This window comes from Plantactinospora sp. CNZ320, assembly GCF_002846275.1.
Genome location: NZ_PJMP01000001.1, coordinates 452,663 through 479,501, shown reverse-complemented (window position 1 = coordinate 479,501; position 26,839 = coordinate 452,663). Strand labels below are relative to the sequence as shown.

The 26,839-nt window shown below is 72.6% G+C and carries 19 protein-coding genes; 6 read left to right on the top strand and 13 right to left on the bottom strand.

The window, feature by feature from the left end; translation table 11 throughout:
- Positions 1-6 precede the first annotated feature (6 nt).
- On the bottom strand, positions 7-1,455 hold the full coding sequence (locus tag CLT71_RS01910; RefSeq protein WP_101365563.1) for an MFS transporter: 1,449 nt from the start codon (positions 1,453-1,455) through the stop codon (positions 7-9).
- A 234-nt stretch (positions 1,456-1,689) separates the two neighbouring features.
- Between CLT71_RS01910 and CLT71_RS01905 the strand changes: the two genes are divergently transcribed.
- On the top strand, positions 1,690-2,547 hold the full coding sequence (locus tag CLT71_RS01905; protein WP_101365562.1) for a CPBP family intramembrane glutamic endopeptidase: 858 nt from the start codon (positions 1,690-1,692) through the stop codon (positions 2,545-2,547).
- Positions 2,548-2,715: 168 nt separating this feature from the next.
- Here CLT71_RS01905 and CLT71_RS01900 read toward each other — a convergent pair whose 3' ends face one another.
- The 3 genes from CLT71_RS01900 to CLT71_RS01890 form a co-directional block, all read right to left on the bottom strand.
- Entirely contained in the window at positions 2,716-3,156 is a 441-nt protein-coding gene (locus CLT71_RS01900) for a protein-tyrosine phosphatase family protein (protein ID WP_101365561.1), read from the bottom strand.
- A gap of 477 nt (positions 3,157-3,633) precedes the next feature.
- Positions 3,634-6,018, bottom strand: coding sequence for an ABC transporter permease (locus tag CLT71_RS01895; protein ID WP_101365560.1), 2,385 nt, complete (start codon positions 6,016-6,018; stop codon positions 3,634-3,636).
- Positions 6,015-6,707, bottom strand: coding sequence for an ABC transporter ATP-binding protein (locus CLT71_RS01890; protein ID WP_101365559.1), 693 nt, complete (start codon positions 6,705-6,707; stop codon positions 6,015-6,017). The genes CLT71_RS01895 and CLT71_RS01890 overlap by 4 nt, the downstream gene beginning before the upstream one ends.
- A gap of 206 nt (positions 6,708-6,913) precedes the next feature.
- Between CLT71_RS01890 and CLT71_RS01885 the strand changes: the two genes are divergently transcribed.
- Both CLT71_RS01885 and CLT71_RS01880 read left to right on the top strand, forming a co-directional pair.
- A complete protein-coding gene (locus CLT71_RS01885) occupies positions 6,914-8,281 on the top strand; it encodes a sensor histidine kinase (RefSeq protein WP_486482986.1) in 1,368 nt (455 codons plus the stop codon).
- Positions 8,278-8,946, top strand: coding sequence for a response regulator transcription factor (locus CLT71_RS01880; RefSeq protein WP_101365558.1), 669 nt, complete (start codon positions 8,278-8,280; stop codon positions 8,944-8,946). Before CLT71_RS01885 ends, CLT71_RS01880 begins: the two co-directional genes overlap by 4 nt.
- 99 nt (positions 8,947-9,045) lie before the next feature.
- Here the strand turns inward: CLT71_RS01880 and CLT71_RS01875 are convergent, their stop codons facing one another.
- Positions 9,046-9,234: a hypothetical protein gene (locus tag CLT71_RS01875; protein ID WP_101365557.1), complete on the bottom strand. Its 189-nt coding sequence runs from the start codon at positions 9,232-9,234 to the stop codon at positions 9,046-9,048.
- A gap of 230 nt (positions 9,235-9,464) precedes the next feature.
- On the opposite strand from CLT71_RS01875, the gene CLT71_RS01870 reads away from it, so the two are divergent.
- Entirely contained in the window at positions 9,465-12,614 is a 3,150-nt protein-coding gene (locus CLT71_RS01870) for a tetratricopeptide repeat protein (protein ID WP_101365556.1), read from the top strand.
- A gap of 57 nt (positions 12,615-12,671) precedes the next feature.
- On the opposite strand, the gene CLT71_RS01865 is transcribed toward CLT71_RS01870, so the two are convergent.
- Both CLT71_RS01865 and CLT71_RS01860 read right to left on the bottom strand, forming a co-directional pair.
- Entirely contained in the window at positions 12,672-13,364 is a 693-nt protein-coding gene (locus tag CLT71_RS01865; protein WP_101365555.1) for an RraA family protein, read from the bottom strand.
- Positions 13,365-13,531: 167 nt separating this feature from the next.
- Complete coding sequence (locus tag CLT71_RS01860) at positions 13,532-14,167, bottom strand: maleylpyruvate isomerase family mycothiol-dependent enzyme (protein WP_101365554.1); 636 nt, start codon at positions 14,165-14,167, stop codon at positions 13,532-13,534.
- Between the two features lie 135 nt (positions 14,168-14,302).
- Here CLT71_RS01860 and CLT71_RS01855 point away from each other — a divergent pair, with 135 nt between their 5' ends.
- Together CLT71_RS01855 and CLT71_RS01850 are read left to right on the top strand one after the other, a co-directional pair.
- The gene (locus CLT71_RS01855; protein ID WP_486482985.1) at positions 14,303-15,304 is read left to right on the top strand and encodes a sigma-70 family RNA polymerase sigma factor; all 1,002 of its coding nucleotides are present in this window, start codon (positions 14,303-14,305) and stop codon (positions 15,302-15,304) included.
- Between the two features lie 66 nt (positions 15,305-15,370).
- On the top strand, positions 15,371-15,751 hold the full coding sequence (locus tag CLT71_RS01850) for a VOC family protein (protein WP_101365552.1): 381 nt from the start codon (positions 15,371-15,373) through the stop codon (positions 15,749-15,751).
- Between the two features lie 124 nt (positions 15,752-15,875).
- Here CLT71_RS01850 and CLT71_RS01845 read toward each other — a convergent pair whose 3' ends face one another.
- From CLT71_RS01845 to CLT71_RS01820, 6 genes are all read right to left on the bottom strand, one after another.
- Positions 15,876-17,093 (bottom strand): extracellular catalytic domain type 1 short-chain-length polyhydroxyalkanoate depolymerase, encoded by a 1,218-nt coding sequence (locus CLT71_RS01845; protein WP_101365551.1) that lies wholly within the window; start codon positions 17,091-17,093, stop codon positions 15,876-15,878.
- Positions 17,094-17,246: 153 nt separating this feature from the next.
- Positions 17,247-18,413, bottom strand: coding sequence for an AAA family ATPase (locus tag CLT71_RS01840; protein ID WP_101365550.1), 1,167 nt, complete (start codon positions 18,411-18,413; stop codon positions 17,247-17,249).
- A 160-nt stretch (positions 18,414-18,573) separates the two neighbouring features.
- Complete coding sequence (locus CLT71_RS01835; RefSeq protein ID WP_101365549.1) at positions 18,574-22,329, bottom strand: CARDB domain-containing protein; 3,756 nt, start codon at positions 22,327-22,329, stop codon at positions 18,574-18,576.
- Positions 22,330-22,778: 449 nt separating this feature from the next.
- Positions 22,779-23,489: a hypothetical protein gene (locus tag CLT71_RS01830; protein WP_143743332.1), complete on the bottom strand. Its 711-nt coding sequence runs from the start codon at positions 23,487-23,489 to the stop codon at positions 22,779-22,781.
- Between the two features lie 133 nt (positions 23,490-23,622).
- Entirely contained in the window at positions 23,623-25,944 is a 2,322-nt protein-coding gene (locus CLT71_RS01825; protein ID WP_158242150.1) for a rhamnogalacturonan lyase, read from the bottom strand.
- Positions 25,945-26,118: 174 nt separating this feature from the next.
- Complete coding sequence (locus CLT71_RS01820; protein WP_101365547.1) at positions 26,119-26,769, bottom strand: NAD(P)-binding domain-containing protein; 651 nt, start codon at positions 26,767-26,769, stop codon at positions 26,119-26,121.
- Positions 26,770-26,839: the final 70 nt, after the last annotated feature.

Sequence of the window (26,839 nt, the reverse complement as noted above, 5' to 3'; positions counted from 1 at the left end):
GCGGCCTCAGGCTCGGCCGACCGGCTCCGGAATGACGGGGTCGGTCGGCCCGGTCGCCGCGTCCACCGGCTCGGCCGGTCCGGTCGCCGCGCCCAGCGGCTCGGCCGTCTTGGTCGCCTCGTCCACCGGCTCGGCCGGGATCTTGGTCGTCGCCTCGACCGGGACGGCGGGAAGGTCGAGCGGGTGCGCCAGTTCGTCCCTCGGCATCCGGGCCAGCACGATCGCCAACCCGGCGAAGACGGCGGGCAGCAGGCCGGCGAGCGCGAATGTCGTGCCGAGCCCGATGCCGTTGCTGACCGGACCGGCGACGGCCATCGACAGCGGCATGAAGACAAGCGAGACGAAGAAGTCGAGGCTGGAGACCCGACCGAGCATGTGTGGCGGAACGCGGCGCTGGAGCAGGGTGCCCCAGATGACCATCGGGGCGGAGAAGCAGAGCCCGACGGCGAAGACCGCCACGGCGATCAGCCAGACCTGACCGGCGAAGCCGACCACCGCCAGCGGCAGGCAGCCCAGGCCCCAGAGCAGGTTCATGATGGTCAGGTAACGCCTGGGCATCCGGAACGAGGCCATGCCCAGCGAGCCGATCGCGCCGCCGATGCCGAACGCGGCCATCACCAGGGCGTGGTCGCCGGGGCCACCGCCGGCCTGATCCTTGATCACGAACGGGATCAGCACCTCGATCGGTCCCATGATCAACAGGATCAGGACGGAGGCGTACAGGAGCGTGGCGAGCAGCCAGGGAGTACGGCCCATGTAGGCGAAGCCGTCACGCAGGTCGATGAGCGTCGAGCGGACCGGATGGGCGGCCGGCGCGGCCCGGTCGTGCCGCAGCGGCACCGGACGCAGCGCCAGCAGGAACGCCACACCGACGACCTCCAGGGCCGTCACCACCAGCAGCGCGGCACCGGGTGACCAGGCGGCGACCAGCACGCTCGCCAGCGCGGGCCCGGCGGCCTGCATGATCGTCGGCCGCAGCATCCCCTCGACACCGTTGGCCGGCATCAGGTCCTCGGGCGGCAGGATCGACGGCAGCAGTGCCGAATATGCCGGAAAGTGGAAGCCGTTTCCGACCCCGATCAGCAGCGCCACCGCCGCGAGCTGCCACAGCCGCAACTGGTCGGTCACGGCCAGCACCGAGACCAGGCCGATCGCGACCGTCCGGCCCCCGGCCACCGCCAGCAGGATGCGACGCTGTGGGACGCGGTCCGCCAGCACCCCGCCGAGCAGCGTGGTGACAAGCATGCCGACAGCCATCGCGGCGGAGACGAAGGAGAGGTGACCGGGGCCGCCGTCCATCTCGATGACCTGCCAGACGACGGCGATCATCCACACACCGGCGGCGAGGAGCGACATCGTCAGGGCACCGGCGAGGAGCTGGTACTGCCCGTGGCGGAACGGGCGCAGTGGCCCGCGTAGCCAGCCCGGATGACTCTCCCCCGTGGCGCCGTCCATCGCCTTTCCCCCTCGTGTCACGATCGCTCGATGATGTCACGGGCCGGAGTCGCCGGGCCCGTTACCGTCCACGGCTCCGGGCCGGCGTCGGATCACCCGGACCGGAGTCCGCGACATTGTCGTCGGCACCTCCGACATTTCCGGGCCGAACGGCGGTGGGTGGCCCGAAGGATGTAGCGACGAATCGTCAGCGCGGTCGAGGAGAACCCTCGTGCCGGCCGGAACGCTTGCACCATGCCCAGACGGATCCTCACCGGCACCGGCCTCGCGCTGGTGATCGCCGCGCCCGTGGCCCTGGCACTCTTCGACGGAACGGAGGTGCGCACCTCCGCCGATCCAGAGGCGCCGGCCAAGACGCTGGTCGGGATCGTCACCGCCACCCTGGTCGGCCTGCTGCTGGTCCGGCTCGTCCCGCTCCGGCTACCGGCGATGCCGGCCGTCGGGGCCGCCGAGCGGCCCGCGCTCGGCCGGCAGGCGATCGGGTTGGTCGGGATCGCCCTGCTGCTCCCCGCCGTGGTGCTCGCCGTCGACCCCGGCATCTGGTACGCGCCGATCAAGCTCATCCTCTTCTTCGGCGGCGCCGCCCTGGTGCTCAGGCTCTGGCCGACGGAGTGGCGGGGCGGCCGGGCACACCGACGCCTCCTGCCGACCCGCTGGTACTGGCTCGGCCCGCTGCCCGCCCTGGTCGGCTGGGCCTACCTGCTCTACTACAGCCCGCTCGCCGGCAGTCAGGACATGTCGGGCTACCTGCGGTACGACCGGAGCTACCTGCTCGCCGCCGTACTGCTGACCTTCGTCACCGCGAGTCTCGCCGAGGAGATCTTCTACCGGGTGCTGTTGCAGACCCGCCTGGAGGCGCTGTACGGCCGCTGGCCGGCGATCATCAGCGCCGCGCTGCTCTACGCCGCGATGCACGTACACCGGGTCGGCGACGGTCCACTGTGGCAGACGATCGCGGTGATGCTCTTCTGGAACGGAGGATTCGGCGTCCTCGTCGGCTATCTCTGGGCCCGCCACCGCAACATCTGGGCCATCTTCGCGCTACACGCCGCGCTCAACGCGCTGAACATGCTGCCGCTGTTGGTCCGTTGACCGACGGACACCCCGGGCCAGGCGCCGCGGGGCGATCGGCCACCCGCCGAGCGACGCCGGCTCGGCCACCCGCCGAGCGACACAACTCGGCTACCCGCCGAGCGACGTTGGCTCGGCCATCCGCCGGTTCGCATCCGTCCCCGACGCCCTACCAGCGGCTCGGCCGGGTCAGGCCGGGATCGGGGTGAACCGGGCGACGTACCGGCGCTGCCACGGCGTCTCCACCGCGCCCCGGGCGTAGTGCTGGCGCACGAAGGCGACCGCCTGCTCGGCCGGTACGCCGTCGAGCACGGCGAGGCAGGCCAGGGCGGTGCCGGTCCGGCCCTTGCCGCCGCCGCAGGCGAACTCCACCCGCTCGTCCGCCGCCCGCTCCCACGCCTCCCGCAGGACGGTCCGGAACCCGGAGCCGTCGCGGGGCAGCCAGAAGTCCGGCCAGCGCACCCAGCGGCTCTGCCACGGGGTCGGTGCGGGGGTGTCACCCAGCAGGTACACCCCGAACGTCGGGACGGGCCCGGGCGGCAGTGGCCGGCGCAGGCCGCGCCCGCGCACCAACCGGCCCGAGGGCAGGCGCAGCACGCCCGGTTCGGACGGGTTCCAGGGCTCGTTCATCCCGGCAGTCTAGGCCGGCGGCCCGGCTCCGGTGGACCGGTTCACCGCCGGCCCCCGGGTCACCGGTCAGCCGGCTCGCCCCGCCACCCGGCACTGCGCCTCGGACGCGATCGCGTGGGACCGGCGTGCCGCCCTCCCGGTCGCAGGGGCCGGCGTGCCGCCCTCCCGGTCGCAGGGGCCGGCGTGCCGCCCTCCCGGTCGCAGGGGCCGGCGTGCCGCCCTCCCGGTCGCAGGGGCCGGCGTGCCGCCCCCGGCCGGAGGGCGCGGTGGCTGGCGTGTTGCCCCGGCCGGCGGGCGCAGGGCCGGCGCGTCGCCCCGGCCGGCGGGCGCAGGGCCGGCGTGTCGCCCCCCGTCGCGGCGGCACGCCGGCCCGCCCGCCGGGCTCCGCCCCAGCGGTGATGCCGGCCCGACCCAATTCGTGGCAGCAGCGCAGGGACGCGGCTGGGAACCCGGCTGGCATCGGCATGGCCTTGCGGACTATTCGGTGCGCAGTGCCGTGGCGGTCCGGGTACGGGCGGCCCAGCCGGCCGGCAGCAGCGCGCCGAGTACGGCGATCACCAGACCGCCGAGCCCGAACAGGACCAGTTCGGCGGGGTGGTAGATGTCGACGACCGAGGCGGGCATGGTGAAGCCGGTGACCCGACCCATCTCGCCGACGATGACCCGTTGCATCAGCACCCCGACGGGCGCGCCGACCGCGCCACCGACCAGTCCGGTCACGACGACCGAGGCGATGACCATCGTGATGGTCTGCCGTGGTGTCATGCCCAGCGCCTTGTGTACGCCGAGGTCGTGCACGCGCTCCCGGGTCTCCAGCACGACCATGTTGAGTACGCCCAGCGCGGCCACCGTGACGAGCATCAGGGTGAGCAGCGTGGTCAGGGTGTTGATGGCGATGATCACCTCTTCGGCCTCCTGCTCGACGACCTCCGCCGTCGCCTCCACCGACCCGAGCGCGGTGTTCAACGCCGCGACGTACGCCTCCGGGTCGGTGCCGGGCGTGAGCGTGATGCGGTACTCCATGGCCCGCAGGTCCGGCTCGGCGGCCGCGAGGGTCGCGGCGGCGGTGAGCACCTGCATGCCCCTGGACTCGATGTTGAAGACCTCACCGACGATGCGGACCGGAATCTGCCTGCCGTGGTCGGTCAGCACGATGCTGTCGCCGACCCGGGTACCGGTGGCGGTCAGGAACGGTGTGGCCACGACGATCTCCCCCGGCCCGCCGAACCAGTGACCGGAGATCACCGGGTAGTTCCCGGTGGCGCCGTCGCCGGTGAAGGCGAGGACCCTCACCGGGTTGGTGAGCCCGGGGGTGGTCACCTCGGTCTCCGCGACACCGCTGTAGCCGGCCGTACCGGCCTGCGCGGTTATCACGGCGACCACCGCGACCGGGTCCGGTGCCGGCGGAGGTCCGGCCGCGATCCCGGGCCCGCGCTCGACCGGTTGCCCGCCCTGCGGTGGTGGCCCGGACATCGCGCGGCCCGGGTGGATGACCACGTCGCCGTGCGCCTCGGTGGCCCGCACCTGGTTCAAAGAGGCGCCGAGGCCGACGGCGAAGGTCGCGGCTGCGGCGCCGAACGCGATCGCCGCGACGACGGTCGCCGACCGGAGTGCCCGGGCGAACGGCTGGGCCAGGCCGAGGGTCACCGGACGGGGCAGCGGAAGCCGGCCGGTCAGCCGGGCCGCCCACTGGCCGCGTCCCGGCCCGGGGGTGCGGCCGACCGCCAGCACCTCGACGGTACGCAGCCTGCCGGCCCGCAACGCAGCCGTCCACGCGGTCACGGCGACCAGGGCCAGCGCCCCGGCGAACACCACGGCGTTGACCCACGGGGTGACCCCGCTGTCCGCCGTGCCGTAGACCTCGTTCGTCTGCGCCAGTACCGGAAGGACGAGGATGTTGCCGGCGACGACGCCGAGTGCGGCACCGACCAGGGCGGGAACCAGCGCCTGGATCGTGTACGCCCGGACCACCTGGCTCGGGGTGAACCCGAGTGCCTTGAGGATGCCGATCCGGTGCGTACCGGTGCCGACCGCTCCGGCGATGACGTTGCCGATGATCAGCACCGCCATGAGTACGCCGAGCACGCCGAAGGCGAGCAGGAACGGTACGAACAGTACGGTGCTGCCGGCGCTGTTGGTCCTGGTGGTAAGCCAGGACCGGGCTCCGGTCAACGCCCCCTCCGGCACGCTCGCCTGCACCGCCGCCCGGCCGGCGTCGACCTGTGCGGCGGTGCCACTGGCCGCCAGCCGGTACAGCATCTGGTATTCGGTTTTCGCGCCCGGAGGGGTGAGCCCCGCGATCTGTTCCGGGACCACCCAGCCGCCGGCGGTCTCGCTGACGGAGCGGGCCACCCCGACCACGGTCAGGGTCGGGTCGCCGGGCAGATCCGGCAGCGACAGTACGTCTCCCACCCGTGGCTGCATGCTCGGCGGGCGCCGGACGTCGCCCTGCAACACGATCTCGCCGGGGCCGCTGACCCAGCGTCCCTTCGTCACGGCGACGGCGTCCACGGGTCCGCCCGGATCGGCCCGCCCGACGACGGTGAGCGGTCGTACCGGTCCACGCTCCTCGGCAGGGGTGATCGTCGTGGTCGGGAACGGACCGGCGGCGGCGGTCACCCCGACCGCCTTCGCCGACGCCGACAGTTGCGCCGCCGTGCTGCTGCTTCCGTCGAACTGTGCGGTGAGGTGCGCGCCCCGCTGCTCGGCGAAGGCCCGTTCGAAGGGCGCCGTGGAGGCCACCATCAGCGATCCGCCGAGCACGGCGGCGGTCACCGCGATCATCACCACCAGCCCGATCACCACGGTCTGCACCCGGCGCCGGCCCACGCCCGATCGGACCACCCCGCCCAGCGCACTCATCGGACCGGCTCCATGCTCCGGTCGGCGGCGACCCGGCCGTCGACGAGCTCGACGGTGCGGGTGGCGCAGGACTGCGCCAGGCTCAGGTCGTGGGTGACCAGCACGATGGTCTGGCCCTGCGCGTGCAGGTCGCTGAGCAGGTGCCTGACCTCCGCGCCGGAGGCGGTGTCCAGCGCACCCGTCGGTTCGTCGGCGAGCAGCAGCGACGGCCGGTTCATCAGTGCCCTGGCCACCGCCACCCGTTGCCGCTCGCCGCCGGAGAGCCGGCCGGGATAGGCGCTGGCGTGCCGGTCGATGCCGAGCGTGTCGAGCAGTTCCATCGCGCGACGCCGTGCGGCGGTACGGGCCGTGCCGACAAGTTGCGCCGGCAGCATGACGTTGTCCAGCACGGTCAGGTCGTCGAGCAGGTTGAAGAACTGGAAGACCATGCCGATCTTCGCGCGCCGGTAGCGGGCGGAGCCGGCCTCACCCAGCTGGTCGACCCGGACGCCGTCCACGGTCACCGTGCCGCTGCTCGGCCGGTCCAGTCCGGCGACGAGGTTCAGCAGGGTGGACTTGCCGCTGCCGGACGGCCCGAGGATCGCGACCGCCTCCCCGGCCGCGATCCGCAGCGACACGGCGTCCAGGGCCGGCCGGCCCTCGTCGTATCTGCGGCTCACGTCGGTCAACTCGATCACCGGTACGGTCATTGGGGATTCCCTCCTGCTCGCTGCGCCTCTGGCCGCTCGACGCTAGGTCCGGAGCGGGATCGCGGGCGTCGGCCGGCGGAGCCAAATCGGGTACCGCACCGGGATGAGCGGAGCCGCCGTCATCCCTGCGACGTAGTCGACGGAGGTAGCCGGGTGGTCAACCCGACGGATATCGCGGGCCGGACACGCCGGGTGACAATGAGCTGGTGCGGAGCGGAGTGCTGGCCAGTCGGCTGTGGTCCCGGGTCAGATCACTGCTACAGCCGGCCGGTCCGCTGCCCAGCCTCTCCTGGCGCGGCCGGATCTTCGACGGGCTGCTGGCGCTGTGCCTCCTGCTCGCCGCCATCGTGGAGGGCGACGATCAGGACCACAGCGAGCGGACGTCGGTTGTCGTCTTCGGCCGGGACGAACTCGGCCCGGCTGGACCCCCGGCGGCACCCGAGCCGGAGATACCCCCGATCCCGCCCGATCCGCTGCGGCGCCGGGAAGTACCCGAGCCCTTCCTGCCGATCGAGGACTACGAGATCGGCGGGACTGTCGTCATGCTCCTCGTGGTGGTGCTGCCGCTGGTCCTGCGCCGCCGGTATCCGCTCGCCGTACTCTGGGTCGTCCTCGCCACGGCTCCACTGGCGAGCGACTTCAACGCCGCGCTGCGGGTCTCCTTCTACGCCTGTGTCATCGCCGCCTACACGGCCGCCGTCTACAGCCCCTACCGGTTGCCCGCGCTGGCCAGCCTGCCGATGGCGGCGTTCATCTACACCCAGCTCCGGGAGCCGGCGGTGCCGACCGTCCCGGACAACGCCGTGCCGTTCCTGATCCTCGTCCCGATCGTCCTCGCCGCCAACGGACTGCGGCGGTGGAAACGGCGTGCCGACGAGGACCGGGCCCGGCTCGCCGCGCTGGAACACGAGCAGGCCGAGGCGCTGCGGCGGGCCACCGAGCACGAGCGCGCCCGGATCGCCCGTGAACTGCACGACGTGGTGACGCACAACGTGAGCGTCATGGTCATCCAGGCCGGGGCCGCCCGCAAGGTCATGGCGGTCGACCCCGACCAGGCCCGGGACGCGCTGCTCTCCGTCGAGGCCGGTGGCCGGGCAGCGATGGCCGAACTGCGTCACGTCATGGGACTGCTGACCATGGACAGCGACGGCGCCGACCCGGCGACCACCAGCGGCCTGACCCCGCAGCCGGGCCTGGACCGGGTCGAGGCGCTGGTGCAGCGGGTACGCGACACCGGGATACCTGTCGAGCTGACAGTGACCGGCGAACCGCGTCCCCTGCTCTCCGGGATCGAACTGACCGCCTACCGGGTGATCCAGGAGGCACTGACCAACACGGTCAAGCACGCGTCCGGGGCGACCGCCCGGGTCCTCGTCGACTACGGCACCGACGAGTTGCGGGTCGAGGCCACCGACACCGGCGGAGTCCCCGGCGTCTCCGCCGCGACCGGTGACGGGCACGGCCTGATCGGCCTACGCGAGCGGTTGGCCGTCTACGGTGGCACCCTGCAGGCCGGGCACCGGCTCGGTGGTGGCTATCGGGTCGCCGCACGAATCCCGTTGGAGGGACCATGACCGCGCCACTGCGGGTCGTCGTCGCGGACGACCAGGCGTTGGTCCGTACCGGCTTCCGGATGATCCTGACCGCCGACGGCATCGACGTGGTCGCCGAGGCGACGAACGGTGCCGAGGCCGTCGACGCGGTCCGGCGTACCCTGCCGGACGTCGTGCTGATGGATGTCCGGATGCCGGAAATGGACGGGTTGGAGGCCACCCGACGCATCCTCACCGGTGCCACAGGCGATCCTCGGGTGATCATCCTGACCACGTTCGACCTGGACCACTACGTCTACGCGGCGCTCTCCGCCGGCGCCAGCGGCTTCCTGCTCAAGGACGTCACGCCGGAACACCTGGTCGCCGCCGTCCGGATGGTCCGCTCCGGCGACGCGCTGTTGGCTCCCACCATCACCCGGCGGCTCGTCGAGCGGTTCGCCAGCCGCAGCGCCGACCCCGCCGCACCGCACCGCGACCTGTCCACGTTGACGCCGCGCGAACTCGAGGTGCTGCGGCTGCTGGCCCAGGGGCTGAGCAACGCCGAACTCGCCGCCCACCTCCACCTGTCGGAGGCGACCGTCAAGACCCACGTCGCCCGGATCCTCGGCAAACTCGGGCTGCGCGACCGGGTCCAGGCCGTTGTCGTCGCCTACGAGACCGGACTGGTCAGCCCGGGCGGCGGCTAGCCTGGCGACCCGGAGGTGGAAGAGCCCCCTTCCTTCGCGGCTGGAGCGCTCGCTCGCCGCGTCGGCGGGGCCCTTCCACCGCGTACCGTCGGGATCGCCTCAGGACTCGTCGTCGGCCACCTTGCCGTCCGGCCCGTACGGTGAGGTCTGCCCCTTCGGCACCGGACGCTTCGCGGTCTTGTCGTGGCTGCCGCCCGGCGGGTCTGTCGGGTTGGCGTCCTGGATCCGCTGCTTGGTCGTCCCCGTCTCGCCGCTGCGGCGCATCTCCGGCTGCTGGATGTTGGTCATCACGGTCTCCTCTCGGCGTCCCGACTGGTTGGCTACCCCGGCTCACCCCGGTCATGCCGCAGCGGCGAGGTGTCGTCCCTCCCCACGTCCGGGTCCGCCGCGAAGGTCCGGGACACTCGCAGGCCGCCTGCGCCGGATGGGCGGTATGACATGTCGGATCACCGGCTGCGGCTGTCGAGCCCCTTGCCTCGGTTTCGCCCGCACGCCACGCTGTTAGGCATGGGGGCGGCATGGTCGTAACTCGGGAAAGCGCATACGGCGTCAGCGCTTTCCGGGAGTCCGGCGACAGCGGCGTCGAGACGGTACGGCTGGAGATCCTCGGCTCGGTGCGGGCCTGGCGCGGTGAACACCAGATCGCGTTCACCTCACCCGGCCAGCGGGCCGTGCTCGGTCTGCTGGCACTCGCCGCCGGTCGGCCGATAACCCGGGCCGAGATCATCGACACGCTCTGGGACGACGGCGAACCGCCAGCCACGGCCACCAACGTGATCCAGACGCACGTCAAGAACCTTCGTCGACTACTCGAACCCGACCGGCGTACGCACAGCGCCAGCGCCGTGCTGCCCCGGGTCGGCGACGGGTACGCCGTCGGGGTACCCGCCCGCAACCTCGACCTTTGCGTCTTCCGGGAACTCGCCGGTGCGGCGTCCGAGGCGTACCGCCGGGACGACCTGGCCGGTTCGGTCCGGCTCTGGCAGCGGGCACTCGCACTGTGGCGTGCCGAACCGCTCGTCGACGTACCCTCGCTCGCCGGGCATCCGAAGGTCGTGGCGCTGGCCGAGGAACGCCGGGCCGCCGTACGCCGGTACGGCGAGGTCATGATCGCCATCGGCGGGGCCGCCGACGTGCTGCCGGCACTGGAGGAACTCGCCACCGGCAGTCCGTTGGACGAGACGGCCCAGGCACTGCTGATCCGGGCCTACCACGCGCTCGGGCGCCGGGACCGGGCCGGCGCGGTCTACCGGGCGGCCCGCCGTCGACTCGTCGACGAGCTGGGGGTCGAACCCGGCCCGGAGCTCGCCGCCGCCTACCGGGAGGCGCTACGGGCCACCGAGACCGTGGTACCGGCCGCCACTCCCGGTACCGGCGGCGCGCCAGAGGAGCAGCCGGCCGTTCCGGCCCAGCTTCCGGCCGACGTACCCGGATTCAGCGGCCGCTCCGCCGAGCTGTCCAAACTGGACCGTCTGCTGGTGCACGCCGGTGAGGAATCCCGGCCCGCACCGTCGACCGTCCCCGTCGTGGTGCTCGCCGGCACCGCCGGAGTCGGCAAGACCGCCCTCGCACTGCGCTGGGGGCACCGCGCCCGGCACCGGTTCCCCGACGGGCAGCTCTACGTCAACCTGCGTGGCTACGACGTCGACCGGCCGATGCCGCCGCAGGAGGCCCTGGCCGGGTTCCTCCGCGCCCTCGGCGTACCCGGTAACGAGGTGCCGTTCGACCTCGACGAGTGCGCGGCACGCTACCGCAGCGCACTTGACGGCCGGCGGATGCTGATCGTGCTGGACAACGCCGCCTCGGTGGAGCAGGCCAGGCCGCTGCTTCCGGGCAGCGCCGCCTGCGCGACGCTGGTCACCAGTCGGGACAGCCTCGCCGGGCTGGTCGCCCGGCACGGCGCCGAGCGGATCGAACTCGGTCTGCTCTCCAGCGCCGACTCGGTCGAGCTGCTCTGGCGCACCCTCGGCGAGCGGGTTGCCAGGGAACCCTCGGCCGCCGCCGCGCTGGCCGAACGCTGCGCCCACCTGCCACTGGCGCTGCGGGTCGCCGCCGAACTCGTGCTCACCCGGCCGAGCGCACCGCTGGCGGTACTCGTCGGCGAGCTGGCCGACCAGCAGCACCGGCTGCGCCTGCTCGACGCCGGAGGCGACCCGCGTACCGGCGTGCGCGCGGTGCTCTCCTGGTCGTACCAGCAGCTGCCCACCGCCGCCGCGCGCGCCTTCCGGATGCTCGGGCCGCATCCCGGCCCGGACGTCGACAGGTACGCCGCGGCGGCGCTCTTCGACACCGAACCGGAGCCGGCCCGGCAGCTGCTCGACACGCTCGCCCGGGCGAACCTCGTGCAGACGGCGGGCCACCACCGTTACACCTTCCACGATCTGCTCCGGGCGTACGCGGCCGAACGCTGCGCCGCCGACGAGCCGGCCTCGGCCGCCGACGCCGCCCTCGACCGGCTCTTCGACTACGAACTGGCCGCCGCGACGGCGGCGATCGACACGCTCTATCCGGCGGAACGGCACCGCCGGAGCCCGGTGCCCCGGCCGCCGGTCCCGCCACCGCCGATGCCGGACCCGCAGGCGGCCCGGGAGTGGCTGGACGCGGAACGGCCGTCCCTGGTGGCGACGGCGGTACGGGCCGCCGAACGCGGCCGCTCGGCACACGCGATCCGGCTGACCCTCACCCTGTTGCGCTATCTGGAGAGCGGCGGATACTTCGCCGACGCCGAACGGATGCACACGCACGCCCTGGCGGCGGCCCGTCAGGACGGCGACCGGGTCACCGAGGCGCACCTGCTGACCGGGCTCGCCGTGATGTACGCCCAGCAGGGCCGGTACGCCCCCTCCATCGCCCGGCTCCGGGAGGCGGTGACGCTGAGCCGGGAGAACGGCGACAGCGCGGGTGAGGCGCGGGCACTGGGCAACCTCGGCCACGTCCAGCAGCGGCAGGGCCGGTACGACGAGGCGGCCGAGGCGCTGCGTGCCGCGCTGCTGCTCTGCCGTCGAGCCGGTGACCCGGCCGGCGAGGCCCGGGCCGGCGGCAACCTCGGGCACGTACTGCTGCGACAGGGCAACCATCGCGAGGCGGGGGTGCACCTGCGTACCGCCGCCGTGCTCTGCCGGCGGATCGCCGACGCGACAGGTGAGGCGTACGCGCTGACCAGCCTGGGCGAGGTGCACCTTCGTGGCGGGCGCCTGCTCACCGCCGCCGGCCGACACCAGCGGGCACTGGCGTTGTTCGAGGCGGTCGGTGACCAGGCCGGGCGGGCACTCGCGCTGGACGGGCTCGGCCGGGTGCGCCTGCGGCAGGGAGACCACGATGCCGCGCTGGAACTTGTCGAGCAGGCGCTCACGCTGCTGCGCCGGGTCGGTGAGCGGGCCGGCGAGGCCGCGTCCACGAACAGTCTCGGCGAGATCCTGCACCGGCTGGGTCGGTCCGGCCCGGCCCGGGCACAGCACAGCAGCGCGCTCAGCATGGCCGCCGAGATCGGCGACGCGTACGAGCAGGCTCGGGCGCACGCCGGGCTGAGCCGGGCGTACCGGACCGACGGTGACCACGGTCGGGCCGAGACGCACTGGAGTTCCGCCAACGCCCTCTACCGGATGCTCGGGGTGCCGGAGGCGGCCGAGCCGCCGGATCGGCTGGCCGTGCCCGGCCAACCGTCCTGACCGCGCCGCCGCGCCATCCCCGATTCCAGCCTCATCCCGGTCGCCTGCTCGGGCGGCCTACTCCTCGACGGCGCCGCCGATCCGGCGCAGGTGCCGCCGGAAGCTGTACGCCGGATCGACGGCCCGCTGGGCCAGATACTCGGCGAAGCGGGTCTGCTCGCGCAGCGACTGCCCGGCCCGGACCCGGTCGGCCTGGTCACGTTCGGTCCGGCGGATCTGCCGCGCGGTCGTCAGCACCTCCTCGGTCCGGTCGGCCGCGACGAAGAGCACCCCGTCGTCGTCGGCGAAGACGGCATCTGTCGCGTCGACGGTGTACGTGCCGAACCGCGCGCTGACCAGGGCGGTCGGCTCGGGGTCGTCGAGGCGTACCGGACCGGGTGGGTAGCTGCCGTAGCTGAAGACCGGCAGCCCGATCTCCACCAGTTCCGGCGTGTCGCGGTGCAGACCCCAGACCACCAGTCCGGCCAGCCGGGCCGCCCGGGCCTCCAGCACCATCAGGTCGCCGACACACGCCTCGTCGGTACGCCCGCCGTTGTCGACGACCAGGACATCGCCTGCGTCGGCCGCCTCCAGCGCCTCCAGGAACACGTCCACACTGCCGTAGTGCCGGGCCGGCAGGACGCGTCCGGCGAGCCGCTGCCCGGGTACGACCGCGGCGATGCCGGGCGGCGCGACCCGCAACGGCACGCCGAGGCGTACGCAGGCGTCGGCGACCAGCGGCGTGGACAACTCGGCGAATGTGTCGCGCACGAGGGTTTCCTCCCCGGTCGGATGCGGTTCGGCGGCGATCTCGCGCCAGCCTCGGGAGGCCCGATGCTACCCACGGTGGCCAGGTTGCCGGCCGGGCCAATTTCCCGGTGGTGGCCTGGCCATCTCGTCGGGGAGGCTGTCCTGGCGACGGTTTCCGGCGGGCCGGGTCAGGGCACGGGTGGCCCGGAGAACCGGGGCGCGGACTCGCCGTCCAGCCGGCCGGGTGGCAGTCGACGCCCGCAGATCACCAGCAGCAGGTCCTGGGCGAGGCCCCGGAGCGGGCTGCCGGTGCCGTAGCTCCAGTCCAGGTCGCTGGCGTGCAGCGCCACCCCGCGCAGGTCCACTCCGAAGTACGCGATGTTCCTCGGCTTCATCCCGGACAGCACGAGGCGGACCCGGTCCGGCGGCACCCGGCGGTCGAGGCCGAGCCCCACCGTGATGTCGAGCCCGTGGATCACGTCGTGCGACAGCGCGCCGTGCGCTCCGCCGCCGGGTGGTGCCCAGGTGTGCCCGATGTTGTCCCGCAGCGACCCGAGCAGGTGCTCGGCGGGAAGCGCGGCGGCGTCACGCCTGGCGCACTGGTCGGCCATCCGGTCGAAGTTGCCCCGGGCCCTGATCAGGTCCAGCACGGTACGCCCGAGCGAACTCCGGAACGGCAGCGTGGTGTGCGCGACGACCTCGCGTACCCGCCAGCCGGCACAGAGAGTCGGCGAGTCCCACTGTTCCTCGCGGAGTGCGCCGAGCAGTTCCACCTGCTCCCGGCGCTCGGCCCGTACCTCGGCCCACAGCTGATCCTCACTCATCGAAACCTGCTCCTCCTGTCAGCCGCGCCAGCCGTCGGCTCCTGCCTGTCCTACGGGGCGGGTGGGGGAAACTCATCGGTGCTCGGGCGGGTCCATCGGCGTGGCCGAGCGGACGGGCTGGGTATGGTCGGACCGGTGGCGGAGACGACGACCGTGCAGACATCCCGACCGGACGCGCAGGCGTCCCGGCTGGAGCCGTTCCGGACCGAGCTGACCGGCTACTGCTACCGGATGCTCGGCTCCGGGTTCGAGGCCGAGGACGCCGTCCAGGAGACGCTGGTGCGAGCATGGCGGTCGTTCGACAGGTACGACGAGCGGCGCGGCTCGCTGCGGACCTGGCTCTACCGCATCGCGACGAACATCTGCCTCGACATGCTCCGCAGCGCACAACGCCGGGCACTGGCGATGGACCTGGGTTCGGCCGCCGACGGGCCGGGCATCGGCGCACCGGCACCCGAGCGCCTCTTCGTCCAGCCGGTCCCGGACGGTGCCGCACTGTCGACACACGGCGACCCGGAGGAGCAGGCGCTTCGCCGGGAGACGATCCGGCTGGCGTTCGTCGCCGCGTTGCAGCACCTGCCGCCCCGGCAGCGGGCGGTGCTGATCCTGCGCGACGTGCTGTGCTGGCGGGCCGAGGAGGTCGCCCAACTCCTGGAGACCACCGTCGCGTCGGTGACCAGTGCCCTGCAACGGGCGAGGGCGACGCTGCGGACCGTCGAGGCGGTACCCGGTGAACCGTACCGGCCGGCCGACCCGAGCCAGCGCCACCTGCTCGCCCGGTACTGCGACGCGTTCGAACGCCACGACGTCGAGGCGTTGGTGGCGCTGCTGCACGAGGACGCCACGATGTCGATGCCGCCGTTCCGGTTCTGGTTGCGGGGCCGGGACCGGATCCGGCAGGCCCTGCTGGACCCGGCGGCATCGTGCGCGGGTGCCCGACTCGTCCCGGTCGCGGCGAGCGGCTCCCCCGCGTTCTGGCAGCTCCGCCCGGCCCCCGAGGGCGGCTACCGGCCGTTCGGACTGGTCCTGCTCGACGTGGCCGACGGGCTGGTGACCGGCATGACCACGTTCCTCGACACGGACCGGCTGGTGGTCCTCTTCGGGCAGCCGACCGGGGTGTCGCCCGTCGACCGATGAGTTCCGCCGCTCCGGCCCGTACCTCTCGATGAGAGCGCCACTACGGATCCCGGAGGTACCACCGGCATGAGCACCGTGCAGCCGATCATCGTCACACCCGACCTACCCCGCCTGCTGAGCTTCTACCAGCGCTTGCTCGGCGCGGTGGAGATGAGCCGGTTCCCGGACGACGGTCCGGTCTTCCACGTCCTGCTGCGGCTGGGCGACTCCGACCTCGGGCTGGTCAGCGAGGCGGAGGTCGACCTGTCGACTCCGTCCCGGATCGCACTGAGCGTGGCCGTGCCGGACGTCGACGGGCTGCTGGCGGAGGTGGCGACGCTCGGCGGGCGGGTGCTGGGCCCGCCGAACGACATGCCGTGGGGTGAGCGGGTGGTCCACCTGCACGACCCGGACGGCAATCTGGTCAACCTGACCCAGCGGCTGGGCGAGCCCGACCGGATCGGCTGAGTCGCCGGCCGGTGGCTCCCGGCGGGACCGGTCCTCGGTGCGTTCGTCGCGCCGAAGGGAGGGTCCACGGCCGCCGGGAGCCACCGGGGTGTCGACGCCGGGGGGTGGGCGCCGACAGGCCCGTTCAGCAGCCGATCACCCAGTGGGCGGGACCGGTCTGCCGGAGGGTGGTGGTGGCGAAGACGTTGTAGAGACCCATCCGGGCGCCCGAGCCGACGGCATAGGCGTACCCGCCGGAGTGGTAGGCGCGGCCCGCCTGGACGTGCGCGTAGTTGCTGGCCGTGACGCAGACCGGGTCCTCCCCCGGATCACCGGGATCGCCAGGGTCGCCCGGATCGCCAGGGTTACCCGGGTCACCCGGGTCGGTGCCAGCGTCGAGGCCGAAGAAGAGCGCGTCCCGGTACGCCGAGCAGATGGTGTCCAGGAAGTACGCGGCGGCGGTACCGCACTGCTCGGTTCCGGAGCCCGGGTCGACCGGGGTACCGTGTCCCATCCCGGCGACCCGGTAGAGGCGGACCCGGTCGGCGCCGTACGTCTCCAGGCTGGTCCCACCCGGCAGGCTGGCGGTACCGGTGGGGGTCTGCGAGACGCCGAGCACGTTGGTCCACTGGTCCCGAGACTCGGTGGCGTTGGTGGTGCCGACCGTGTAGTCGGCGGTGCCGTGCCAGATCGCCACCTTCGGACGGGCCCCGGAGTAGCCCGGGTACGCGCCGCGCACCAGGTCGCCCCACTGCGCCGGGCTCCGGTCGACACCCGGGTTCATGCAGCTGAACGCGTTGACCATGCTCGTGGCACAGCGGTACGGGATGCCGGCGACTATCGAGCCGGCCGCGAAGATGTCCGGATAGCTGGCGAGCATCGCGGCGGCCATCGCACCACCGGCGGAGAGCCCGCTGACGTAGACCCGGTTGGCGGCGATGCCGAAACTGCTCCGGGCGTGGTCGACCATCTGCTTGATGGAGAGCGCCTCGCCCTGGCCCCGGGCGGTGTCACCGGGCTCGAACCAGTTGAAGCAGGAACTGGAGTTGTTAGCCGACTTCTGCTCCGGCACGATCAGCGCGAATTTCCACTGGTCGGCGTACTTGCGCCAGCCGGAGTTGCTGAAGTAGCCGTTGGCGTTCTGGGCGCAGCCGTGCAGCAGCACCACCGCCGGGGCGTTGCCGGGCAGGTTGTCCGGGCGGTACGCGTACATGCTGAGGTTGCCGGGGTTGGAGCCGAAGCCGGTCACCTGGCCGAAGGTGGCGGCCCGGGCGGGACCTGCGACGGCGAGTACTCCGACCGCCACCAGTACGGGCACGAGGGCGGCCCGCGCGAGGCGGGCCAGGAGGGGTCTGTGGCGCATGCGGGGCCTCCGGCGGTGGTGTGGGCTGGATCACGCTGAAGTTGCCGCGACGTTACGGTGCCGGGACGAACCGACGACATGGCGCGCCGGCACACATTTCCGAACATCGAAGTGATGCCGAGCGCTATGCCGCCGGAGGTCGTCGCCGGTTCGCTATCGTTTCGGCCACTGCCAGGGCGGCTCGTCCAGGCGCCCCCGCCCGGCCACCCGGGTCTCGCCGAACTCCTTCACCAGCTCGACAGTGGTCAACTCCCCCGCGTCGCGCTCCAGCGCGCCGGTCAGCGCCCGGGAGTGACTGACCACCACCACCTGGGTACGCGCCGAGCCGGCCAGGATCAGCCCGGCCAGCGGTCGCAGCAGCTCCGGATGCAGACTCGTCTCCGGCTCGTTGAGCACCAGCAGCGCCGGCGGCCGTGGGCTCAGCAGCGCGGCGACCCAGAGCAGATAGCGCAGCGTGCCGTCGGAGAGTTCGGCGGCGTCCAGCGGCCGCAGCAGGCCCGGCTGGCGCAGCCGCACCTCGAAGCGCCCGGCCTCGATCCCGATCGACAGTTCGGAGCCGGGAAACGCCGAGTCGACCGCGAATGCCAGCGCCTCGGGGTCACCGGTCTCCCGGATCGTCTGCAACGCGGCGGCCAGGTCCGCGCCGTCCGGCCCGAGCACCGGGGTCCGGGTACCGACCTGCGGCTGCCGGGCCGGCGCGGCCGCGTCGGTACGCAGATGGTCGTAGAACCGCCAGGAACGGATCCGCTCGCGTACGGTCAGCAACTCCGGGGCGCGCTGCGGATCGGTGTACTCGCTGAGCATGCTGTCGAACGGGTGCACCGCGTCCGGCACCGGCAGCCACGAGCGGCCGTCGCGGATCCGCAACGCGGTGCCGGACCGCTCGGCCAGCAACGCCGACGGGCGCAGCAGCGGCCCGGCCCAGACCGCCTCCCGTTTGATCTCCGGATCCAACGTGAAGAACGATGTCGTCGACGGCGGAGGAAGCCCGAAGTCGACGGCGTACCCGAAATCGGTCCCGGCGAAGCCGAGGCGCAGGCTGACCGGGCCGCGCCGGACAGTGCCCTGCACCGGATGCTCGCCGGCCCGCACCGCCCGGCCGATCGTCTCCGGCCCCGCCCACAGCGTCGACGGCAGCCCGCCCTCCCGGGCCAGCGCCGCGACCGCGCCGTTGCGGGCCGAGTCGGCCAGCAGCCGCAGCGCCCGGTACAGGCTCGACTTGCCGGTGCCGTTCGCCCCGGTCACCACCGTGAGCCGGCCCAGCTCCACGACCAGGCTGCGCAGCGACCGGTAGTTCTGCACGGCCAGGGTGCTGATCACCCGCCCAGGTTACGACGCGGCCGACCGGCCCGGAGTGCTGACACCGGCCCGCCGCCGGTCCAGCAGGACGCGCGCCGGAGCGCGCCGACCGGCCACGGGCGGCATCCGGTACGGGTACCCGGAAGCACGCCCGTGGCCGGTCAGGCCCGGACCCGGTGTCTCAGTCCACGGCCGGCCTGAGCGGTTGCCGGAAGGCCGGTGCCGCACCGGTGATGGTGAAGCTCGACCCCGGCTCGACCACGATGTTGCCGGTGCCCGAGTTGGTGATCGTCACGTTCGACAGCGTGGCGCTGCCCCGCGCACCACCCATCGCCAGGATGCCGGCGCCGTTGTTCGACCGGTCGATCCGGACGTTGCTGATCACGACGCCCGGCATGTTGCCGTTGCCGCTCTTGAACTGGATCCCGTCGTAGGTCGAGTCGACGATCTCGGTGTCCCGGATGGTGGCCCCGACGATGTCCCGGGTCGCCGGGAAGAGCGTGATCGCGCCGAACTCCTGCTGCCCACCCCAGAAGGCGCCACCGGTGCGGTAGAGCCCGTTGTTAGCGATGAGCGTCTGCCCGGAGAAGGGCAGCGGGTTGTGGTCGGTGGCGAGCATGATCCCCGGGTAGTTCATCGTGTCGTAGACCAGGTTGTTCTCGATCCGGTTGCCGTACCCGCCGTAGACCGCGATCCCGTTTGCCCGCCACGGAAGCTGGATCGTGTTGTTGACGAAGGCGTTGGAGTGGCCGATGTCGACCGAGGGGTCCCGGACGTAGGTGCTGGCCCAGACCGCCAGGGCGTCGTCACCGGTGTTCCGGAACGACGAGTTGAAGACCCGCGAGTTCCGGGTGCCGTTGGTGAAGTTGATCCCGTCGGCGTACGTGTTGCGGACCCGCATCCCGGTGAGCTCCAGCCCGTCGCCGGGACCCCAGAGTTCGCGGATGTTGTCGTAGTCCCGACCGACCCAGACGCCGACGTTTGCGTGCTCGATCCAGACGTTGCTGATCCGGGTGTTCATGCCGAACCGGCCGTTGAGCCCGACGCCGCCCTCGGCACCGCCCGGCCCACCCCTGATCCGGCCGGAACCGAAGATGGCGATGTCGGAGATCTGGGTGTTGTGGTCGATGTCGAACCCGAAGTTGCCCTCGTGCGGGTGGTTGATCCCGCCGACCACCAGGTGCGGTTCGGTAAGGGTGTAGAGCTGTGAGTGCCACATCCCGGCGCCCCGGATGGTGACGTCGCGGATCCCGACCTGGTTCCACTGGCCCCGGTTCAGCGGGTCGTCGGTGAGGATCTTCTGCTCCTGGCGCCACTGCCCCGGCGGGATCCAGACACAGCCGATCACACCGTTCTGGTCGTCGGTGACCGCCCGCTGGATCGCGGCGGTGTCGTCCAGCCCGTCGTTCGGCACCGCCCCGTACTGCGTGATCGAGGTGCAGCCGGCCGGCTGGCTCGCCGCCGGGGCGACCTGCTCCAGGTCGACCAGGTCGATGATGTAGAACGCCGCCGTGTCGCCCGCGTCCCGCTGGAGCCGGAACCGGGTGCCGGCCGGGTACGACTGGGCCAGCAGCGCGTTCGCCTCGTCGAAGAGCCGCCGCGCGTCACCGCCGGGGCTGTTCGACAACCCCTCCGGATCGTCGGTGTTGCCGTACAGCCAGCTGTGCCGGGAGGAGAGGGTCAGTTTGCGCAGGAAGACGTCGTTGACGTACAGGCTGATGGTGGCCTCGATGCCGCCGCCGCCCGGCGCGTCCGGGATGGAGTTGCGGACCACTATCGAATTCGCCGCGTTGGTCGAGGTGAACTCGACGAACTGGCCGGTGCCGTTCAGCCGGACCGAGCGGCGCCCCGACGACTCGGTGGCGAAGTTGGTGTGCCCGAAGGTGCGCAGCGGGTCGGCCTCCAGCAGGGTGCCCTGGTAGCGACCGGCCTCCGCCTCGTACGACACGTACGGCACCGCCGCGCCGCGCCCCACGACTATCGACTGGGTGCGTACGTTGTTGCCCTCGTTCGTCTCCGCGACGACGTTCGTCGCGTCGGCGGTGGCGGTGACCGTGGCCCCGCCGCTGGTGGCGGTCCAGCTACCGCTGATCGCCACTGTGCTCGTCGCCCCCGCCCCGATCGACGGGGTGCTGGTGTTCAGCGTGGTGCCGCCGACGGTGACCCGGGTGACGGTTGTCGCGCCGGTCGCGGCGGTACCCCGGTTGCGCACCGACACCGTGAAGGTCACCGCGGCCCCGACCGCCGGGTTCGGCGGGTTCGAGGCGATGCCGGTCACCTCCAGGTCCGGCCCGGGTGCCTGGCCCACGACCAGCGGCGACGGCGCGGTGAAACTGTTGTTGGCGTCGCTCTGCTCGACGATCGTGTTCGTCGGGTCGACCACCGTGACGACCGGATAGCTGCCCATCGGCCGGGTGCCGGCGTTCACCGTCACCGTCGCCGAGGCACCGGCGGCCAGCGCGGGCACCGGGGCGCTGCCGGCGACCGTGCCGCCGAGGCTGATGTTGGCAGTGGTCGCGGCGGCCGCCGCCGAGCCGCTGTTGCGGATCGTGGCCGAGAAGGTGACCGGTGTGCTCTCGGTCGGTGCGGCCGGCGTCCAGGTGGTTCCGGTGACCACCAGGTCAGGGTTGGGTGCCGGAGTGCCGCAGACCTCCAGCTCGGCGACCTGGCCCGACGGGGCACCGGTGTTGGCGTTGAACCGGAGCTGCACGTCCGCCGTGGTCGCGCTGACCGGGACCACCACAACGTTGTCGCCCGCCACGAACTGGTAGTTCGCCGCCGGCACCAGACCGGTGTACGTCGTCGCCGCCTGGTCCCGGCCGAGGACCTGGAAGTTCTGGGTACGGGTACCCCAGGCGGGATCCGGGTTCAGTTTCACCCGTACCGCCGTGATGGCGTGGTTGGCGCCGAGCGCCACAGTCAGGTGCTGCGGGTATCCCGGCGCCCCCTCCCAGTACGTGCCGAGCGACCCGTCGACGGCGTTGCCCGGTACGAAGGTGAACGTCGAGCCGCTGGCCGTGGCCGGCCTGCCCCGGGCCACGTTGACGCAGCCGGGTTGCTCACCGCCGACCCGGGTGACCGTGTTGCTGTTGCCGGAGAGGTTGCCTGCCACGTCCCGGGCCCGGACGAAGTACGAGACAGTGGTGTTGCCGGGCTGGGTGTCGTTGAAGCTGGTGACGTTGCCGAGCGAGGCGACCTGGGTGCCGTTGCGATAGACGTTGTAGCCGGCCAGGCCGCTGCCGCCGGGGTTGTCGGTCGACGCGCCCCAGTTCAGCGCGATCGTCGTACCGGACTGGGTGTAGGAGAGCGTGCCGGGCACGGTCGGCGGGGTGGTGTCGGTGCCGTCGCCACCGTCCGGGCCGTAGACCTCCAGTTCGGAGAGTTGCCCGGCCGGCCAGCCGCTGTTGGCGGTGATGGTGATCCGCAGGTAACGGGTGCTGGCCTGCCCGAACGTGATAGCCACCGAGTTGGCGTCGACCGCCGGGTCGAAGGTGTACGTCCGGGACGCGGCCAGGTCGGTGAACGAGGACCCGTTGGTACTCCCCTGCACCCGCAACGTCTGGGTACGGGTGCCCCAGTTGGCGGTCGGCAGCTTCAGTACGACCCGGTTGATCGGCACCGCCGAGCCGAGGTCGACCTGGAGCCACTGCGGGAAGGCGTTGTTGACGCTCTCCCAGTAGCTGCCCTGGTTGCCGTCGACGGCCCGGGCCGGGTCGTAGACGTCGGCGTGGCCGCTGGCCTGGGTGGGGCGGCCCTGGGCGAGGTTGACCTCGGCCAGCGCGGCGGTCTGGTCCGGCCGACCGGCCGGGACGGTCGGTTGCTCGGCGAGCTGCGCCGGGCCGGCCGCGTGCGCGGCGGGCACCCACAGCGCCAGAGTGGCGATCACGGCTGCGGCGACAGTCGTCGCCACCACCGGGACCGGATCGGAGCGTCTCATCACTGTCCTTTTCGCTGGGGGACGGTTCCGCGGCAGGGGTGGCGGAGCCACGCTCGCGCGGGCGGTGGGGGTGGCCGGCAGACCGACCGCGCAGCCGGTATCGGTGGCGGGGCGGCCGGCGCCAGGTCAGCGCTGTAAGGAAGTTCCGGTGAGGAGTGAGAAACAGAGCATTAAACTGTTCTGTTCTTGCAGTGGGTTGGCCAAAGGTTACCGGCGGGCTACCGGCACGTCAACGCTTCCACCCCGATCGATGCCAAGGCGGCGAACCGCAGCCGGCCCGACAGACAGCCGCCCCACAGACAGCCACCCGCCCCACGACCGGACCGGGTCGCGGGGCGGGTGGCTACCGGCGGGCTACCCCGCCGCTTTGAGGGTGCAGGGCCGCACTCCCCGTAGAGCGTCCTAGGACAATTGCGATGGACGGTCGGCCGTCGGCGACCGGGGCGCGCTCAGACGGCGCTGGGTCGGTCGGCCCGGCGGTGCCGCCGCCACCGGTGCCCGGCGACGATTCCGCACCCGGCGAGCGCCACGACCAGGAGCGTTCCGGCAACCAGCAGCGCACGCCGCGACGTCGACGTCGACGGATCCGGCGCGGCCACCGAGCCGGACCGCCCGGCGGCGGCACTCGGGTCGTCGACCGGGGCGGCGACCACCGAGAACGGATTCCGGTCCGGGTCGACCGGGACCGCCGGCGGCCGGATCGCGCCGGGCCAGTACCGCTCGGTCTCGCCCGCCTTCAGCGGCGCCGGCACGCCGAGCACCGCCAGTCCGCCGGGCACGGTGAGGGTGCCGATCCGGTAGTCGGCGAACTGGCCCTGTACGGCGGTGACCGTCCAGGCACCGGCGTGCGGCACCGCGACCGCCGCCGCGTAGTGCGCCGGTTCCGGCAGTGCCGACGCGGCGAACGACAGCGAGGTACCGGTCCCGTCCTCCAGCCGCAGCGCCACCCGACCGAGATCACCCTCGAAGGGGTGGAATCCGTGCTGGAGCACCCAGAGCCCGACCGTGTAGGCCCGGCCCGGTTCCAGCCGCTCCGGCAGCGGGTCCAGCAGGGTGGCCGCCCAGTTGCCGGCCTGGGCGGGCGCCGGGGCGAACAGTAGGGTGCCGGCCAGCCCGACCAGGGTCGCGACGACGGCGGCGAGCATGCGACGGGTGCGCATCGGTTACCACCTCCACCGGGGACGAGCCGCGCCCCCGCCGCCCGGTTCCCCGGAGTTCCCGGACGCCGACGGGCCCGACGCTCCGGGTGGAGCGCCGGGCCCGTCCGGCATCGCGTGGTGGTCCCGCCGCCGGTCAGCGACCGGGCAGCGGCACCCGGGACCAGTCGATGTCCGAGCCCAGATAGAAGCTCGGGTACGACGGCTGGTTGTACGTCGTCTGCTGCCGTGCCACCTCCACCCGGTACTGCGGGTCGTGCATCAGCGTGTAGAGCTTGCGGTCGGTCAGCTCGGTACTCAGGTAGATCCGGATCGCCGAACTGTCCACCGTGCGGACCAGCAACTCCTCGCGCCAGTCGCCGAGGACGTCGGCGACCAGCCCCGGGTTGCCCTTCGTCCCGTTGTTGGTCCGGGTCCCCTCGGCGGTGAGCAGCCGGCCCCGCTGCCAGTCGTCGATGCTCGGGGTCACCTCCTGGGCACCGTTGACGATCTGGGTGGTCATGTCGGCCGCCCACCGGATGCTCTGGTTGGTGCCCGGGATGACGCTGCTGAGCAGCTCGCCGTCGGCGGTACGCAGTCCGGGTCCGTCCGGCTGGCCGCCGACCACCGTCGCCCAGGTCTCCAGACCCGGCTCGGTGGGTACGACGTCGCCGACCATCCCACGCCCGGTGTCCACGCCGGTGTAGCCGCCGTAGATCACCTCACCGGTGCGGGCGTCCCGCAGCGCGTAGCCGTACGGCGCACCGGTCGCCCCCTCGTGCACCATGAAGATCTCCAGCCCGGGACGGGCCGGGTCGATGTCGGTGACGTGCATGGCGTCGCCGTGCCCGACCTTGGCCCGGGCACCCGGGTTGGCGCTGCCCGGCGGCAGGATCCCGTAGGAGCTGTAGAGCAGGCTGCCGTCGTGGTCGATGGTGGCGCCACCGTAGACGATCTCCTGCTTGCCGTCGGCGTCAACGTCGGCGACGCTCAGCGAGTGCGCGCCCTGGGTGGTCAGGGTGCCGTACTCCGGGTCGGTGCCCTCCCGGCCGTGTGGGCCGTCGTTGAACGGGTTGGTCATCGGCACCCAGCCACTGTCGACGTACCAGTCCTCGCGCAGTCGCCGGCCGTCCCAGCGGTACGCGACCAGGGTGGCCCGGGTGTAGTAGCCCCGGGCGAAGACCGCCGACGGGTGCCGGCCGTCCAGGTAGGCGACTCCGGCGAGGAACCGGTCCACCCGGTTGCCCGGCTCGATCCGGCTCATCGCGTAGTCGCCCCACATCAGCCCGTCGTCGTGCCGGCCGGGCTTGTAGTGGATGGTCTGCAACTCGCGCCCGGTCGCCCCGTCGAAGACGGTCAGGTATTCCGGCCCGTCCACGATGAAGCCCTGGAAGGCCCGCAGCGCGTTGCGGGTGCTGCGCGCCGGGGCGTAGACGTCGAGGAAGTGGTCGACAAGTGCCTCGGCATCGGGGCGGGACAGCGGGTAGGCGTAGGTCGGGGCGATCCCGAACGCCTGCTCCAGGGTCGCCGGCCAGCGCCCGGCGACCACCTCGGGGTGCCGGTGCCAGCCGAGGAAGAGGTCGACGAGCTTCTGCCGGTACTCCTCCGGGGACAGCCGGTAGTCGTCGGTGTGCGCGTACCCGGCCCGGACGTCCTCGCGGGGCATCGTGACGTACCGCTCGGAGACGACCCGGCCGCGCTTGTCGTACCGGGTGACCTTGGTGCCGGGGGCGGTCTTGAGCATCATCTCGGCGCGGTTGTCGCCGTCGAAGTCGTAGACCAGGAACTGCGTGTAGTGCGCCCCGGCCCTGATGTTGACCCCGAGCGAGACCCGGTGCAGCAGGGTGCCGTCGAGTTCGTAGGTGTCGAGGTAGACCTCGCCGGTGTAGCCGACCTGGGATACGTCCTTGGAGTTCGACGGATCCCACTTGACGACGTACTCGTACTGCCCGTCGCCGTCGACGTCGCCGACGCTCAGGTCGTTCGCCGAGTAGGTGTACGTCTCACCGGTCGGGGTGACCCCGTCGGCCGGTTTGCGCAGCGGCAGGTCGCGGTGCCCCTCGGCCCACGGCGTCACGGCCGCGCTCCGGGCACCGGTGCGGCCCCGGGTCAGCGGCGCGACCTGGTAGGCGGCGGTGGCGGTGCCGGCCCGGTCGAGATAGTTGGTGCTGTCGGTGACGGTGCCGATCCGCCGCCCGTCCCGGTAGACGGCGAAGTCGGTCCCGGTCAGGCCGGTACGGCTCCGGCCGGTCGCCTCGGCGCCGAGCAGCCGCCAACTGAGGAACACTCCGTCGCCGGTGGCGACCGCGGCGAGCCCGCGGTCGAGGCGTTCGAGGCGGGGTCCGGAGTCGTGTCCGCCACCCGGCCCGGCCGAGACGGTAGCCGGACTGCCGACCAGCAACACGGTGGTCGAGAGGACCGCGACGGCCGCCCGCGACAGCGGGGAGAACCTCCGGCCTGTCCTGGTTCGAGATCTCATGGGTCTCCAATGTGGGGTGCGACCCGATCCTGGTGGTGGGGTGAGCACGACCGGGCTGAAACGATACAACTCACTGAGAATTCTGGATCCCGGGCAGGCTTGTCAAGGTCGGTGGGCACGAGTTGATCGATCGGTCACCGGGGCACGGCCGGTAGCCCGCGATCCCCGGTCGACCTAGCGCAGCACGCCCCGGACGGCGCGTTCGAACTCGGCGCGGCGCAGCGAGGCGCCGAAAACCGGGCCGCCGGGTTCGAGCAGCCGCCCGGCGACGAGGCTCTCCAGCCGTACGGCGTCGTAGCCGATCCGCTCGACGACCCCGGCCACCAGATCCGTGGCCGCTCCGTCGTCCCCGGCCACCCCGAGCGCGCGCCGGTCCGGGTCACCCACCGGCCGGCGCTCCTCCTCGATCTGGTGGTAACCGGCGTGGTTGAACGTCTTCACCACCGTCGACCGGTCGAGCCGGCGGGCGACGATCTCGCTGCTGCCGTACCGGGGATCCTCGAACAGCTCCTGCACGCCGTCGGTGGGCGGCCAGTAGTTCATGGTGTCCACGACCAGCTTGCCCGCGACCAGTGCGGGGTCGAAGTCCGCGAACCGGTGCAGCGGGATCGCCAGTACCACCAGGTCGGCGTCGCGTACGGCGTCGGCTGCCCACCGCGCCTCGACGCCCGGCACCAGGATCTGGGTGATCAGGGCGATCCTCTCGGGGTCGCCGGAGGCGGCGATCGTCACCCGATGGCCGGCGGCGAGCGCGACCCGGGCGATAGCCGGTCCGACGTGTCCGGCGCCGAGCACGGCGATCCGGGGCAGCGGCGAGCCGTTCATGATCGGGAAGCCCTGACCGCGGGAGTGGCCGGCACCCCACGCTGCGGTCGCATCCCCGGCCCGACGGCGG